We start from the raw sequence: 14,350 nt of genomic DNA, 5'->3' as shown, positions 1-14,350 counted from the left end.
AACGCACCTAAGTAACAAGCATTACACCATGAATGGCGACGACAACAGCCCACTGTGGGTGCCGGGTTATTCGTTATTCGCCGTCTGCGAAGATTTCTGTTTTTTATACGCCAGCGCGGCGGCAGGCACAGGGGCGGCTTTGCCGGTTTCAAGCCAGTCACGCAGACGGTTGGCATCGGCAAAATGGGTGTACTTGCCAAAGGCATCCAGCACCACCAACGCCACCGGACGGTTGTTAATGACCGTACGCATCACCAAACAGTGTCCCGCTTCATCGGTATAACCGGTTTTGGTTAACGCAATACGCCAGTTATTGTTGTAAACCAGATGGTTGGTGTTACGGAATGGCAACGCATAGTTAGGATGCTTAAATACCGCGGTGTCTTCCTTGGTGGTACTCAGTTCACCAATCAATGGATACTGGCGCGTGGCTTTAACCAGTTTGATCAGATCTTCCGCATTCGAGACGTTTTGAATCGACAATCCGGTCGGTTCAACATAGTGGGTATGCGTCATGCCCAGTGCGCGCGCTTTGGCGTTCATCGCGCGGATAAACGCATCATAACCACCTGGATAGTGATGCGCCAGGCTGGCTGCAGCACGGTTTTCCGACGACATCAGCGCCAGCAACAGCATATTGCGGCGACTGATTTCACTGTTCAATTTGACGCGAGAAAACACGCCACGCATTTCAGGTGTGTGGCTAGTGTCCACAGACAGCATCTCATCCATTGGCAGCTTGGCATCCAGCACCACCATGGCGGTCATCAGCTTGGTCAGTGACGCAATCGGACGCACGCGATCGGGATGGCTAGAGAACAGCACTTTGTTGGTTTCGAGATCGACAATCATGGCACTACCGGAGGCGATTTGCGGTTGAGCAATCGGCGCCAAATTAGACAGCGCAGCAGGCGCGGCCAGTGCCGGTGTTGTAACAGCCGGCGCAGCGACAAACAGCGCCAGCGACAGCAAAGAAATACGCATTTTTACAGACATCGTGTCAAAAAAATCCGGTGAGGAGTTTTGCGCTGTGTGAATCACACAGGCCGCGCGCATCAAACCAGACGGGATGCGGGCTGGCAGCAGCATCATACCCATTTCCCTACGAAATTTCTTAGGTAGATTGTTTCCGGGCGTTAAAAAACAGGGAGGCCAAAAGGCCTCCCGTTTGCTGTTTTATTCCATCCTAAAAAAGACGCGGTCCATACCCCCACAGCACCACCGTTAACGCCAGCAGCACCTCAAACACCAGAACACCAATCGCTAAGGTTGATCCAGAAAAACGCAAGCTCTCTTGGCGATCGATATTAAGGAACACCGGTATGCCGACGTAGAGTAAATAGCCGGTGTAAAGCAACGCCGCAGCGCCTGCTAATACACACAGCCACACCAGCGGATAGAGTGCAACTAAGCCACTGATAAACAGCGGCGTTGCCACATAACCGGCGAATACCGTACAACGCGCAACGCTTGGCCGTTGTGGATAATCACGCGCCATCCAGTGAATGACACGGCCCATCACCGCCACGCCGCCTAAGATAATCAGATAAAACAGGATGCCAAGACCGATGCCGGTCAGCAGGTTGAGTTGAACAAACTGCCCTTCGCCCAGATTCCAGCCCAGTTGTGTTGTACCGATAAACGCGCAGATCACTGGGATCGCGGCCATCATCAAAACATGGTGGGTGTAGTGGTGCGAAACGCTCTCGTTCTCTTGCTTGATATCGCGCATTTCCTGGTTTGGATGCGCCAGTAGACCCCAGACATGATTCATAAAATCACTCCTCTGATGCGACGGGCTGCCACTTCAGCGATCAGGCTGGCTCACTCAGGCAGCTTCCCTTCAAGTATAATCGGCGCTGCTGTTTTTGCGGACAGCGGCACAAAAAAAGCCGTTGGCGTATAAACTGTTAGCTGAGCCACTCGCCACAGGGAGGAAAATTTGCACATCGATATCAATGGATTAATTACGCAGTACGGCTATCTGGCCCTGCTGATTGGCTGTATTGCCGAAGGGGAAACCTTCACTTTACTGGGCGGTGTCGCGGCGCATGAAGGCTTGCTGCATTTCGGCGGCGTAGTGCTGGCCGCCATGATTGGCGGGATTATTGGCGACCAGCTACTGTTCTGGCTCGGCCGTCGTTACGGTACGCGTATTCTGCGCCGTTTTCGTAAACATCAGGACACCATACGTAAAGCCAACCATCTGATTCAAAAGCGCCCCAGCCTGTTCGTGATTGGCGTGCGCTTTATGTACGGCTTTCGTATCGTCGGGCCCATTATCATTGGCACCAGTCGTTTGAAACCGCTGCGTTTCTTTGTGCTCAATGTGATCGGCGCTGCGCTTTGGTCAGTGATATTTGTCACCCTGGGCTATTTTGCCGGGGAAATCATTACGCCGTGGCTGCATAAACTGGATCAGCATCTAAAACATCTGCTGTGGTTAGTGGCGGCGATTGTGTTCGGCATCGTGCTGCGTTACGTCATTCGCCGCTGGAACCACCGCCGCGCGGGCTAGTGGTGGTAGCCTTTAAACTGTGGATTAGCGAGCATAAAGCCGCCATCCACAATAAAGGATTGCCCCGTGGTGTAGGTCGCCCATTCCGAACAGAGCCACGCCACTAAACTCGCCACTTCACGCGTATCGCCAGGACGGCCAATCGGGATTTCCGGCATACGCGTGCTGCGCGCCTGGTCGTTGGTTAAATGGTTCATGGCCGTCGCGATGGCGCCTGGCGCCACCGCATTCACCAGAATGTTATGCGGTAGCAAGCTAAGCGCCATCGATTTGGTTAAGCCACCCAGCGCATGTTTCGCCGCCGTATACGCGGTGGCATCCGGCAGCGGCGTATGCTCATGCACCGAGGTAATGTTGATGATGCGCCCGCCATCGCCCTGATCGACCATATGGCGTGCCGCTATTTGCCCACAAATAAAGGAACCATCCACATCCACGCTGAACGTCTTACGCCAATCCTCAAAGGTAACGTCGAGGAAATCGGCTTTGAGCATCACGCCCGCGTTGTTGACCAGGACGTCGATACGCCCCAACGAATTAATCAATTGCGCCAGCTGTTTGCCCCCGGCTTCAGGATCGGACAGGTCCAGTTGGCGAACTTGTGCCGTTTGACCTTTGCTCTCCACGAGCCGCGCCGTTTCCTGCGCGCCCTCTTCGTCTGAGCGCCAGGTAATGCCGAGGGTGTAACCTGCTTCCGCCAGCATCAGTGCACAAGCGCGACCAATGCCGGAATCCGATGCGGTCACGACAGCCACTTTCTGTTTTCCGAGTGCCATAACATTCTCCTGCGTTAAGGGTGTCCTCACAGTATAGAAGTTATCGTTCTGTGCCTCGCGCCAGCCGAAAAAACCTTTTCGTCTATAGTTAACAATCAGATGCAGTCAAGGAGGCAGGATGAGCAAAATTAAACGCAGAATAGATGACCATGGCGTAATCGGTGATTTACGTACTTGTGCCCTGATTGCTAACGACGGCACCATTGATTATCTCTGCTGGCCTGAGCTCGATAGCCCCTCCGTGTTTGCCGCCCTGCTCGACGGTGACGAGGCAGGCCTGTTTTCACTCGCACCCGACTGGAAAAACGCCCGCCAGCAGCAGCTGTATCTGCCCGATACCAACATTTTACAAACTCGCTGGCTGGGTGATGCGGGGGTAGCGGAAATCACCGACTACATGCCCATCTGCGATCAACCCAATAAGGTGCCACGCCTGGTGCGTCGGGTAAAAATGGTGCGCGGCTCCGCAACTTTTCACCTGCTGTGCGCCCCGCGCCATGACTATGCGCGTGCCGAAACAAGCACCGAATTGCGCCCCGGCGGCATCGCATTTATTGCCGAAGGACAACCGACGTTACGACTCAGCGCCACGGTGGTGATGACCCGTGAAAACCACAGTGCGGTGGCTGAATTTTCCCTCAAAGCCGGTGACTCTGCTGAGTTTGTCTTTGGCAGCGATGAGGATCCCTTCGTTGCCCACATCGCCACCGAGCAATGCTTTAGCGACACGCTGCAATACTGGCGTCACTGGAGTAGCCACAGCACCTATCGCGGCCGCTGGCAGGAAATGGTGACGCGATCCGCTCTGGCACTCAAACTCTTGACCTCAAAACAGCACGGTTCGATTGCCGCCGCGGCCACTTTTGGTTTGCCGGAAGAGCTGGGTGGCGAACGCAACTGGGATTATCGCGCATCGTGGATCCGTGATGCCTCGTTCAGTATGTATGCGCTGATGCGCCTGGGCTATGTGGAAGAGGCCCGCGATTTTACGCATTGGGTGGGCCGCTGCGTTGAGCACAGCCATGACGACACGCCCCATTTACAAGTGATGTATCGTCTGGACAGTGGTACAGAATTGCATGAAACCGAGCTGCTCAATCTCTCTGGCTATGCCAATTCGCGTCCGGTGCGTATCGGCAACGATGCGTGGCGACAAACTCAGCTCGATATTTATGGCGAGTTGATGGACGCGGTTTATCTGGCCAACAAATACGGTGAAGCCATTTCTGAGCGCGGCTGGCGACACGTTTCCAACATGATTGACTACGTCTGCGCTAACTGGAATCAACCTGATGCGGGCATTTGGGAGATGCGCGGCGAGCCAGAACACTTCCTGCACTCACGCCTGATGTGCTGGGTGGCGCTGGACCGCGCCCTGCGCCTTGGCCTGAAACGTTCATTGCCGATGCCTTATGAGCGCTGGGACCGCGTGCGCAGTGAAATCCGCGAGGATATTTGGCAAAACTTTTGGAACCCGGAACTGGGCCACTTTACCGCCACGCGCGGCGGTAAATACCTCGATGCTTCAATGCTGTTGATGCCGCTGGTGCGCTTTGTTAGCTCAACCGATCCCGACTGGATTGCCACGCTGGATGCGATCAAAACCCACTTGGTGAGCGATGGTTTAGTGCGCCGCTATAACATTAGCGAAACGCCTGCCGATGCGTTAACCGGAGGAGAAGGTTCGTTTGCCGCCTGTTCCTTCTGGTATGTGGAGTGTCTGGCACGAGCCGGGCGCGTGCATGAGGCGCATTTTGAGTTTGAAAAGCTATTGAGTTATGCCAACCCATTGGGATTGTATGCCGAGGAATTTACCACTCATGGTGAAGCGTTAGGTAATATGCCGCAGGCGTTGTCACATCTGGCATTAATCAGTGCCGCTTTTTTCCTCAATCGTAAATTGAGCAACGAAGTGACGCTGTGGCAACCTTAAGAAAATTCACATTTTGGGCGGTATCATAACGAGATGGGTCGGGTAAATCGTGCTAATTGGGTAAAGTATCATCAGCTAGTGAAAATCATGATTCCCATCCTGACGCCTATGAACATATAATGCGCAGCCGGTCATGCTGACCGAGATGGATTCGACACACTGACAAGCCTGAAAAATGGCCATAACGACTTGAAAAACATGAAAATGAGCATTCGCGCGTTCGCTTCACTCGCCTTGGTACTGGCGGCTTTCAGCCAGTCGGCATTCGCAGTAGTGTATCCGCTGCCAGCGGCTAACAGCCGTTTGATCGGCGAAAACCTTGAAATCACCGTACCTGATGACAGCCGACTTCCTTTGGAAGCCTTCGCTGCACAGTACCAGATGGGCCTCAGCAACATGCTGGAAGCCAATCCGGGCGTTGACGTGTATCTGCCAAAAGCAGGCACCAAGATGGTGATCCCACAGCAGCTGATTCTGCCTGACGCACCGCGTGACGGCATCGTGATCAACAGTGCGGAAATGCGTCTTTACTACTACCCGAAAGGCACCAAGACCGTGGTCGTGCTGCCAATTGGTATCGGCGAGTTAGGTAAAGACACGCCGGTTAACTGGACCACCACGGTTCAGCGTAAAAAAGCCGGTCCAACCTGGACGCCGACCAAAGGCATGCACGCGGATTATGCTGCGCGCGGTGAAACCATTCCGGCAGTGTTCCCTGCTGGTCCAGACAACCCAATGGGCCTGTATGCGCTGTACATCGGTCGTCTGTATGCGGTTCACGGCACCAACGCCAACTTCGGTATCGGCCTGCGCGTGAGCCACGGCTGTGTGCGTCTGCGTGCGGATGATATCAAATGGCTGTTCGACAACGTGCCAGTCGGCACGCGCGTGCAGTTCATTGATCAGCCGGTGAAAGCCACCGTTGAGCCAGACGGTTCTCGTTATGTTGAAGTGCACAATCCACTGTCGACGACCGAAGAGCAGTTCAACTCGCGTGAAGTGGTGCCGATTACGCTGACCGCTGCCGTGACCAAAGTGATTGCTGATGCCAGCACCAACCAGGATGCGGTGAACAACGCAATCCAGGCGCGTAACGGCATGCCAACCAAGATCAACGGTCCGCAGGGTGAAGTGATGCCAGCGCCGGTACCGGTGCAGGAGTCTTCTGACGCAACGCCGAAAGAAGAGCCGATGACCCCGCAAGGCGCGAATGCAGTTGCACCGCAGACTGATGCAGCGCCTGCTGCTCAGGCCGCACCAGCGACCGGCAACAGCCTGTAATCGCTAATTAGTTAGCCATGCAGTAAAAAAGCCAGCCCATTGCGGCTGGCTTTTTTTTGCCCGGTCGCCATCAATGGCGACCCTACAACGTTCGGTGCGGTTTTCGTAGGGGGCATTTATGCTTACCAGGTTAAATACGCACTCCTTGCCTTAAGTGAGCGGCATTACGTCATCAATGGCGACCCTACAACGTTCAGTACGGATTTCGTAGGGGGCGCATTCATGCGTACCAGGTTAAATACGCACTCATTGGCTCATCTACAGGGTTATTCCCGCCGCCGCTTAAGCGCCAGCCAACCGGCCCCCAGCGTAAATACCAACACCACTATCACCAGCAGCAGGAAACCGTGCGGATTGTTCGCCAGCGGAATTCCTCCCACGTTCATCCCGAAAAAACCGGCCACGATGTTGATCGGCAGCGCCAGTACCGTAATTACCGTCAGTAAAAACAGTGTGCGGTTGCTCTGCTCCATCAGGCTGGCGGCGATCTCTTCTTGCAGCAGTCGGATGCGCTCCATCAGCCCGGCTAGATCACTGAGCGCCACGCTAAATTCTTCGGTAAAGATGCGCAGTTCGCTCAGTGGCTCGCGCTTTAGCCACTTAGGTGGGCGATTCAGCAAACGGAACAGGGCTGCGGGCTCAGGTGCCAGCAACCGCTGCACGCGCAACAACATGCGCCGCAGATGGCCCAGCTCTCTGCGGTTGGTTTTTATCGCCGCACTGAGCAGCCGCTCCTCAATCGCATCCACCGCCTGACTGGAGCGACGCACCACTTGCTCCAGCTGCGCTTCCTGCTCACCCAGCAGCCATAGCAGCATGGCGTCAGGCTCTGCGAAAGTGAGATGGTCAATCTGCTGATGCATACGTTCGATCATGCCCACCGGCCGATAGCGTGCAGTGACGATGACATGCGCACAGCACCATATCCACAACGTGGCATTTTGGGTGCTGCGTTCTTCTTTACTGAAACTCACATCATTCAGCACCGCTAACAGTGCATCGTTTTGATGGGCTAAGCGGGTGCGCGGTGAGGCAGAATGAATCTCGTCGAAAAAATCATTATCTACACTAAAGTGGTCCTGAACCCAGCGTTCTGCACGGGCGTGATTGAGGTTGATGTGTAGCCAAAGAAAGTATGACTCGGGCAGGTCTTGTTTCGCCAGCTGGGAAGCTTCACGCGCGTTTAACCGCTGTGGGGTGGCTTCCGGTGTGAACAAGTAACCATGAATAAGTCCGGCGACTTCGTTATTGAAGTCAGGCAGGGAGGCAAACGGCAAGACGGGCTGTAACATGTTAGCGTGATGATCCCGAAGCGGTCAGATCCACAGCCTGCGACAGGCGTGTTACAGCACGATGACAAAGCGTGATCGCCATCATCATTCTGTCATACAAACTCCGTATCACACTGTGGGTAACGGATGCCATTCGAGCATCGTCAATCCACACCGGGGTGTGTTATGGCTGAAAACAGTTTACCTGCATCAACATCTACATCATCGTCCCCTAGCGGACGTCCGAATCTTAACCAAGGCAATGGAAAAATCTCACGCATCATTTTTTTGGTGCTGTTGTGTGGCGGTCTGTTGTTTACCGCCATCAACCTCTTCAATGACGTTCAAGACACCGGCGCACCGGTCACCAGCTATACCCCATTCCTGCTACTCGGCGTGGCGCTGGTCATTGCACTTGGCTTTGAGTTTGTTAACGGTTTCCACGATACCGCCAACGCGGTGGCTACCGTGATTTATACCCACTCACTGTCACCGGGTGTGGCCGTGGTGTGGTCTGGCTTCTGTAACTTCCTCGGCGTGTTGCTCTCCAGCGGCGTGGTGGCGTTTGGCATTATTTCGCTGCTGCCGGTGGAACTGATTCTGCAAGCAGGCAGCGGCAACGGTTTTGCCATGGTCTATGCCCTGCTGTTCTCCGCGATCATCTGGAACCTCGGCACCTGGTATTTCGGACTGCCGGCTTCTTCCTCGCATACGCTGATTGGCTCAATCATCGGTGTAGGTGTGGCAAACGCCTTGCTGCACGGTCGTAGCGGCACCAGCGGTGTAGATTGGGACCAGGCGATTAAAGTGGGTTACGCCCTGTTATTGTCACCGGTGGTGGGCTTTATCTGTGCCGCTCTGCTGCTGCTGGCGATGAAAGCCCTTATTCGCAACCGTCAGCTGTATGAAGCACCGAAAGGCAACCAGCCCCCACCACCGTGGATTCGTGGCCTGCTGATCCTGACCTGTACTGGCGTCTCTTTTGCACATGGCTCAAACGACGGCCAAAAAGGCATGGGCTTAATTATGCTGATTCTGGTCGGCACCATGCCGATTGCTTACGCACTCAACCGCTCTCTGCCGCCGGACCAAATCCCACGCGTGGCGGCGTTAACCCAGGTGACTGAGCAGCAATTGTTGACGTTGCAACCCGCTCCCGCCGCAATGCCAGCACCGCGTGAAGTGTTGACAGAATTCGTGCGTACCAGCCAGAACCGACCGCAGGTACTGCCAGCGCTGGGCATGATGCTGGGTGATATCGGCGATCAGATTCGCCGCTATGGCGCGGTAGAGAATATTCCCGCTCAAGCCGTAACCAACACCCGTAACGACATGTATCTCGCTTCAGAAACCATCAAACACTTACAGTCGGCCAAAGTGGCGCTGCCGGAAGAGATTGCCAGCAATCTGACCGCGGTGAAAAAAGAGCTGGATGCGGCAACACGCTTTATTCCGATGTGGGTGAAAGTGGTGGTGGCGATTGCCCTGGGTCTCGGCACCATGGTGGGCTGGCGCCGTATTGTGGTTACCGTGGGTGAACGCATCGGCAAAACGCATCTGACTTACGCGCAAGGTGCCAGTGCTGAATTAGTGGCGATGGCAACCATCGGCGCCGCTGACGTCTTCGGTTTACCGGTCTCCACCACGCACGTCCTCTCATCAGGCGTTGCCGGTTCTATGGCAGCCAATAAATCTGGCCTGCAGCTCTCTACTATCCGTAACCTCGCCTTAGCGTGGGTGCTGACGCTGCCGGTCTCAGTCTTACTTTCAGGGCTGCTTTACGCTCTGTTTATTCATCTGTAACGGGGAAAAGTCATGGCGATACACGACAATAGCTTCCGCAGCGAGACGTTTAATGCACGGCTGCTGCAGGAGTTTTATGACAGCTACGACGAAGAGCTGGAAATGGAGTTGGATGATCTGCGCTTCAAGGATAACGGTGAACCTCAGGAAGAAGGTGATAAAGCCTTCCGCCGTCACTATTTCCGCGAGCTGTTGCATCTGCAGGGCGAGCTGGTGAAGATGCAGGATTGGGTAATGCGCACCGGTCACCGCATCGTGATTCTGTTTGAAGGCCGTGACGCAGCCGGTAAAGGTGGCGTGATCAAACGAATCACCCAACGCCTGAACCCGCGCACCTGCCGTGTCGCTGCCCTGCCCGCGCCAAACGATCGTGAGAAAACGCAGTGGTATTTCCAGCGCTACATCGCGCATCTGCCTGCTGCGGGTGAGATCGTGATGTTTGACCGCAGCTGGTATAACCGTGCTGGCGTTGAGCGCGTCATGGGCTTCTGTAACGAAGCCGAAGTGGAAGAGTTTTACCGCAGCGTGCCTGAATTCGAAAAGATGCTGACGCGCAGTGGTATTCAGATCGTCAAATACTGGTTCTCAATCACCGACGAAGAGCAGGAACTTCGCTTCCTCAGCCGTATTCATGATCCATTGAAACAGTGGAAACTGAGTCCGATGGACCTTGAAAGCCGTCGTCGCTGGGAAGATTACACCGAAGCGAAAGAAGAGATGCTGGAGCGCACCCACATCCCTGAGGCGCCGTGGTGGGTGGTGCAAGGTGTGGATAAGAAGCGCGCACGTCTGAACTGCATCAGCCATCTGTTGCAACAGGTGCCATACGAAGAGAGTGAATCGAAGTCGATCATGTTACCGACGCGCGAACGTCATGAAGATTATCGCCGCGCGCCAGTGCCAGAAAACATGGTGGTGCCAGAGAAGTATTAATGAACAGTTCGCACGGCTGCCTGTCGGCCGTGCTGCTGTTGCAAGCGCAAAGTGATCACAAATGCCCCCAGCACCATCAGGGCCGCCGCAAGATACACTGACTGCATGCCCCAGTGACCAATCAACAACCCCGCCACCGGACCGGTTAATCCCAATCCTAAATCAAGAAATGCTGAGTATGTCCCAAGGGCTGAGCCTTGATCCTGCTGCTGTACACGCTTAACCGCTTCTACACCCAATGCAGGGAACACCAGAGAGAAGCCGCCACCGGTGAGGAACGCACCGATATCCACCAGCCAACTGCTGTCAGCCTGCCAGATCAGTAACAAGCCCGCGCACTCAAGCACAAAGGATACCAGCGACACTTTTATCCCGCCGAACCGGGTGATATAGCGGCCACCTGCCAGTCGCACTATGACGAAACCCAGGCTGAACAAGGTCAACGCAAACGCCGCCCCGCTCCAGTCACGACTGGCAAAATAAAGGGTAATGAAGGTAGAGATCACGCCAAAGCCGATGGTGCCAAAACCTAGCGCCAGACCAAACATCCAGACGCGGCTGACCACACGGTGAAACGGAATACGTACACCCGCAGTGACGCGAACGGGTGCTTTACGGCTTGCCATATAAAAACCGACGATACCCATCAGCGCCACCAAACCGGCAAAGCCGCTGATCCCAAACACCTGGTTAAGTAATACGCCCAGCGGCGCGCCGATCGCCATGGCAAAATACGTTGCCACGCCGTTCCACGAAATCACCCGGGCGGTCTGTAACGGCCCGACGATATTCATGCCCCACAGCGTGGAACCGGTACTGCTAAAGCTTTCACCCACGCCTAAAAACAAGCGCCCTGCGGCCAGCAGTGCCAGACTTAACAGCGGTATTCCACTGAACAGCGCCGCGATGATGGATAGCACGCCGCTCATACCACAGCATACCAATCCCATCATTACCACGCGCTTTGGACCGTAGCGGTCGGCGAGGCGGCCCGAATGCGGGCGGCTCAACAAAGTGGCAAAGTATTGCAGGCTGATAATTAATCCTGCGATAAACGAGCTAAAACCGAGTTGGTTATGCACAAATCCTGGTAGTACTGCCAGTGGCAATCCCACCGAGAGGTAGCAGAAAAAGGTGAAGACGATGACGGAGATGATTCGTTTATTTAACTGAGCATGACTCAGTACAGCGGCGTCAGACATAAGTGATGGCATTACAAATGAATGTGAATCGCTACTATAGCGCAAATAGCGTTCAGCTTGAACCTGACTTTGCAGGGAACTGTGTAATAGCATAATTCTGTATATCACAGATTAAATAGCGTTATAGATATATAGCTTCACTGAAAATCATCATAAATTCACTTTAATAACGATGTTCAATTCAGCGATATTAAACCATCACCCTCACAAATCTGAAAAAGTACTCACCTCCTCCTAATATTAAAAAATCGAATGATAAAAATACACAATAAAACCAATCAGTAACGCTCGGCCTTTTCAATCATTATTATGATTAATATTTTAGCCCTGCATTAAAACATAGATTCTACGGTGTTCTGGCTTTAGCTTAGCCATTATTAAACCAACCCGAGTTCACTACACTCAGCACTTAACATCCCCCAATATCAGTGAAGCGGCGAGTCAGTTGACCTGCTTTATTTCAATCTGTTCCTTACCGGTCTGGAGAGATTATGAAGATAATCATCAGTGGAAGCGGATATCCTGAAAGAAGAAATATCATGACCCAATCCCACCATAACTATGTAGATTGTCGGAAAAAGAATGTTTATTTCTATCTCAACGCCGTAAGATCGAAAATCCTGCATAAAAATAAAAAGTTCATCTTCCATCCCTTGCCTGGCACGCTGCCAAATGACGCAGATGTTATCCATCTCTTTAATGAAGTTGCCCATACCAATAGAAACTGGATTGCGACCTTTGAAACAGAAATCCCGCGTGTATTGCCTGTGCCGGGCGTTGCAAAGACCGCTAATCCTGAACTGCACTCGCAGCTTCAGCTCATCGCCAGAAGCGAGTGCCTCTATTTGATTGCCATCTCGCAGGCCACGTTGAACATTCAACTGAAATTGCTGGAGGCTTTTCCAGTAATCAAAAAGGCGGTGGCGCATAAGCTGATTATGCTGCATCCGCCTCAAGCCCTACTCTGTACAAAACCACGTTTAATCACACCGGGGAAAATTCACTTCACTTTTATTGGCAGTGAGTTTTATCGCAAAGGGGGGGCAGAAGTGGTGCTGGCCATTTCACAACTGACAGAAGAGGATGTTTTTACCCGTAGCCAGATTCAGGTGACGCTGATTGGTGATCTGGCGCTGAGACATAATATTGCCCATCGACAATTCCAGGATGATGAAGCGTTTTACGCCCGAATTGAGCATTTGATCAAAACCTCGCCACATATTCAGCATTCCACCACCATGCCTAACGCTCAGGTGCTGGCATTACTCCAAAGCACTCATGTGGGATTATTGCCAAGCTGGCAGGATACCTACGGCTTCTCAGTGTTGGAAATGCAGGCCAGCGGCTGCCCCGTGATCACCACCAACGTGCGCGCACTACCGGAGATTAACCCTGAAGGGAGTGGCTGGCTTATCCATCAACCGCTTAACGATGAATTTGAGTATGTGGTGGATTCAGATGAGAAGAAAAAGCACATTCGCCAGCAAATCGTCCAGCAACTGAAAACACATATCGTGGATATTTTGCGCAACCCGGGGATGATAACGCAGTACTCGGCACAATCACTGAAGAGAATTGCAGAACAACATGATCCGGAGAAATTCAGCGAGCAGCTGGTCCGCTTTTATTCATCCAGTAAGCAGACGCAATATACCACGGCGTTTAAATGAGGGGGGCTATGCGTGTGCGGCTAGCTGATGCGCATGGCGTTCAATCGCAGTGGCGATTTCGGCTGAAACGCGTAAGGTGCGGATTTCGCTGAACAGACCATCGGCTTCGTTATAGGCTTTACGCAAATACCCGAGCCACTGTTTGATGCGCGCCACATGATACATGCCCGTGTCGCCTTGCTTTTCCAGCTGAGTATACTTCAGCAGCAGTTCAACCACGTCTGACCATGGCATCGGTGCTTCGTTGTACTTCACGACACGGCCGAGATTGGGGATATTGAGCGCACCGCGCCCTAGCATCACCGCATCACATCCGGTAATGCGCATGCACTCCTGTGCATCCTGCCAGCTCCAGATCTCACCGTTAGCGATCACCGGAATCGTCAAGCGCTGGCGAATTTCGCCAATCGCCTGCCAGTTAATGCTTTCTGCGCGGTAGCCATCTTCTTTGGTGCGACCGTGCACCACCAGTTCGCTGGCACCGGCCTGCTGCACCGCATCGGCAATCTCAAAACGACGCTCGCCGGAATCCCAGCCGAGACGGACTTTTACCGTCACCGGTAGATGAGCCGGAACCGCTTCACGCATCGCTTTCGCGCCGCGATAGATCAGTTCAGGATCTTTCAGCAGCGTTGCACCGCCGCCACTGCCGTTAACCAGCTTTGACGGGCAACCGCAGTTGAGATCGACGCCCCAGGAGCCAAGCTCCACCGCACGCGCGGCGTTTTCAGCTAACCACTCGGGATATTGCCCGAGCAGTTGCATACGCACACGCGTACCGGAAGGCGTGCGGCTGCTGTTATGCAGCTCAGGACATAAACGCCAAAAGGATTTTACTGGCAGCAACTGATCGACCACGCGCAAAAACTCCGTCACGCACAGATCATAATCATTCACACTGGAGAGCAGCTCGCGTACAAGCGAATCCAGCACGCCCTCCATCGGCGCCAGTAACACCCTCAT

The 14,350-nt window shown here is 53.7% G+C and carries 12 protein-coding genes; 6 read left to right on the top strand and 6 right to left on the bottom strand.

What is annotated here, in order from left to right; all coding sequences use genetic code 11:
- Nucleotides 1-66 precede the first annotated feature (66 nt).
- The gene (pbpG, locus tag HA51_RS18285) at nucleotides 67-996 is read right to left on the bottom strand and encodes a D-alanyl-D-alanine endopeptidase (protein WP_084936057.1); all 930 of its coding nucleotides are present in this window, start codon (nucleotides 994-996) and stop codon (nucleotides 67-69) included.
- Nucleotides 997-1,186: 190 nt separating this feature from the next.
- A complete protein-coding gene (locus tag HA51_RS18280) occupies nucleotides 1,187-1,774 on the bottom strand; it encodes a Yip1 family protein (RefSeq protein ID WP_084936019.1) in 588 nt (195 codons plus the stop codon).
- Between the two features lie 168 nt (nucleotides 1,775-1,942).
- Between HA51_RS18280 and HA51_RS18275 the strand changes: the two genes are divergently transcribed.
- On the top strand, nucleotides 1,943-2,518 hold the full coding sequence (locus HA51_RS18275; RefSeq protein WP_084936018.1) for a DedA family protein: 576 nt from the start codon (nucleotides 1,943-1,945) through the stop codon (nucleotides 2,516-2,518).
- On the opposite strand, the gene HA51_RS18270 is transcribed toward HA51_RS18275, so the two are convergent.
- Nucleotides 2,515-3,294, bottom strand: a complete 780-nt coding sequence (locus HA51_RS18270) for an SDR family oxidoreductase (protein ID WP_084936017.1) — start codon at nucleotides 3,292-3,294, stop codon at nucleotides 2,515-2,517. The two genes, HA51_RS18275 and HA51_RS18270, sit on opposite strands and share 4 nt — an antisense overlap.
- Before the next feature lie 118 nt (nucleotides 3,295-3,412).
- On the opposite strand from HA51_RS18270, the gene HA51_RS18265 reads away from it, so the two are divergent.
- Together HA51_RS18265 and HA51_RS18260 are read left to right on the top strand one after the other, a co-directional pair.
- Nucleotides 3,413-5,227, top strand: a complete 1,815-nt coding sequence (locus HA51_RS18265) for a glycoside hydrolase family 15 protein (RefSeq protein ID WP_084936016.1) — start codon at nucleotides 3,413-3,415, stop codon at nucleotides 5,225-5,227.
- A 198-nt stretch (nucleotides 5,228-5,425) separates the two neighbouring features.
- Nucleotides 5,426-6,508, top strand: coding sequence for a L,D-transpeptidase family protein (locus HA51_RS18260; RefSeq protein ID WP_084936015.1), 1,083 nt, complete (start codon nucleotides 5,426-5,428; stop codon nucleotides 6,506-6,508).
- A gap of 266 nt (nucleotides 6,509-6,774) precedes the next feature.
- On the opposite strand, the gene HA51_RS18255 is transcribed toward HA51_RS18260, so the two are convergent.
- Nucleotides 6,775-7,800 carry a transporter gene (locus HA51_RS18255; protein WP_084936014.1) on the bottom strand — a complete coding sequence of 342 codons (1,026 nt, stop codon included), beginning with the start codon at nucleotides 7,798-7,800 and terminating at the stop codon, nucleotides 6,775-6,777.
- Between the two features lie 165 nt (nucleotides 7,801-7,965).
- On the opposite strand from HA51_RS18255, the gene HA51_RS18250 reads away from it, so the two are divergent.
- On the top strand, nucleotides 7,966-9,582 hold the full coding sequence (locus tag HA51_RS18250; protein ID WP_084936013.1) for an inorganic phosphate transporter: 1,617 nt from the start codon (nucleotides 7,966-7,968) through the stop codon (nucleotides 9,580-9,582).
- Between the two features lie 12 nt (nucleotides 9,583-9,594).
- Nucleotides 9,595-10,515 (top strand): polyphosphate kinase 2, encoded by a 921-nt coding sequence (gene ppk2, locus HA51_RS18245; protein WP_084936012.1) that lies wholly within the window; start codon nucleotides 9,595-9,597, stop codon nucleotides 10,513-10,515.
- On the opposite strand, the gene HA51_RS18240 is transcribed toward ppk2, so the two are convergent.
- A complete protein-coding gene (locus tag HA51_RS18240) occupies nucleotides 10,512-11,717 on the bottom strand; it encodes an MFS transporter (protein WP_084936011.1) in 1,206 nt (401 codons plus the stop codon). The genes ppk2 and HA51_RS18240 overlap by 4 nt on opposite strands.
- Nucleotides 11,718-12,208: 491 nt before the next feature.
- Between HA51_RS18240 and HA51_RS18235 the strand changes: the two genes are divergently transcribed.
- Nucleotides 12,209-13,387 (top strand): glycosyltransferase family 4 protein, encoded by a 1,179-nt coding sequence (locus tag HA51_RS18235; RefSeq protein WP_084936010.1) that lies wholly within the window; start codon nucleotides 12,209-12,211, stop codon nucleotides 13,385-13,387.
- A gap of 6 nt (nucleotides 13,388-13,393) precedes the next feature.
- Here HA51_RS18235 and dusC read toward each other — a convergent pair whose 3' ends face one another.
- Nucleotides 13,394-14,350: a tRNA dihydrouridine(16) synthase DusC gene (gene dusC / locus HA51_RS18230; RefSeq protein WP_084936009.1), complete on the bottom strand. Its 957-nt coding sequence runs from the start codon at nucleotides 14,348-14,350 to the stop codon at nucleotides 13,394-13,396.

The organism is Pantoea rwandensis, assembly GCF_002095475.1.
GTDB classification, from domain to species: Bacteria; Pseudomonadota; Gammaproteobacteria; order Enterobacterales; family Enterobacteriaceae; genus Pantoea; species Pantoea rwandensis.
This window is presented reverse-complemented; position numbering and strand designations above follow the sequence as displayed.

Coding starts and splice junctions, on each gene's coding strand:
- pbpG (WP_084936057.1), bottom strand. CDS start 996: ATGTCTGTAAAAATGCGTATTTCTTTGCTGTCGCTGGCGCTGTTTGTC.
- HA51_RS18280 (WP_084936019.1), bottom strand. CDS start 1,774: ATGAATCATGTCTGGGGTCTACTGGCGCATCCAAACCAGGAAATGCGC.
- HA51_RS18270 (WP_084936017.1), bottom strand. CDS start 3,294: ATGGCACTCGGAAAACAGAAAGTGGCTGTCGTGACCGCATCGGATTCC.
- HA51_RS18265 (WP_084936016.1), top strand. CDS start 3,413: ATGAGCAAAATTAAACGCAGAATAGATGACCATGGCGTAATCGGTGAT.
- HA51_RS18260 (WP_084936015.1), top strand. CDS start 5,426: ATGAAAATGAGCATTCGCGCGTTCGCTTCACTCGCCTTGGTACTGGCG.
- HA51_RS18255 (WP_084936014.1), bottom strand. CDS start 7,800: ATGTTACAGCCCGTCTTGCCGTTTGCCTCCCTGCCTGACTTCAATAAC.
- HA51_RS18250 (WP_084936013.1), top strand. CDS start 7,966: ATGGCTGAAAACAGTTTACCTGCATCAACATCTACATCATCGTCCCCT.
- ppk2 (WP_084936012.1), top strand. CDS start 9,595: ATGGCGATACACGACAATAGCTTCCGCAGCGAGACGTTTAATGCACGG.
- HA51_RS18240 (WP_084936011.1), bottom strand. CDS start 11,717: ATGTCTGACGCCGCTGTACTGAGTCATGCTCAGTTAAATAAACGAATC.
- HA51_RS18235 (WP_084936010.1), top strand. CDS start 12,209: ATGAAGATAATCATCAGTGGAAGCGGATATCCTGAAAGAAGAAATATC.
- dusC (WP_084936009.1), bottom strand. CDS start 14,350: ATGAGGGTGTTACTGGCGCCGATGGAGGGCGTGCTGGATTCGCTTGTA.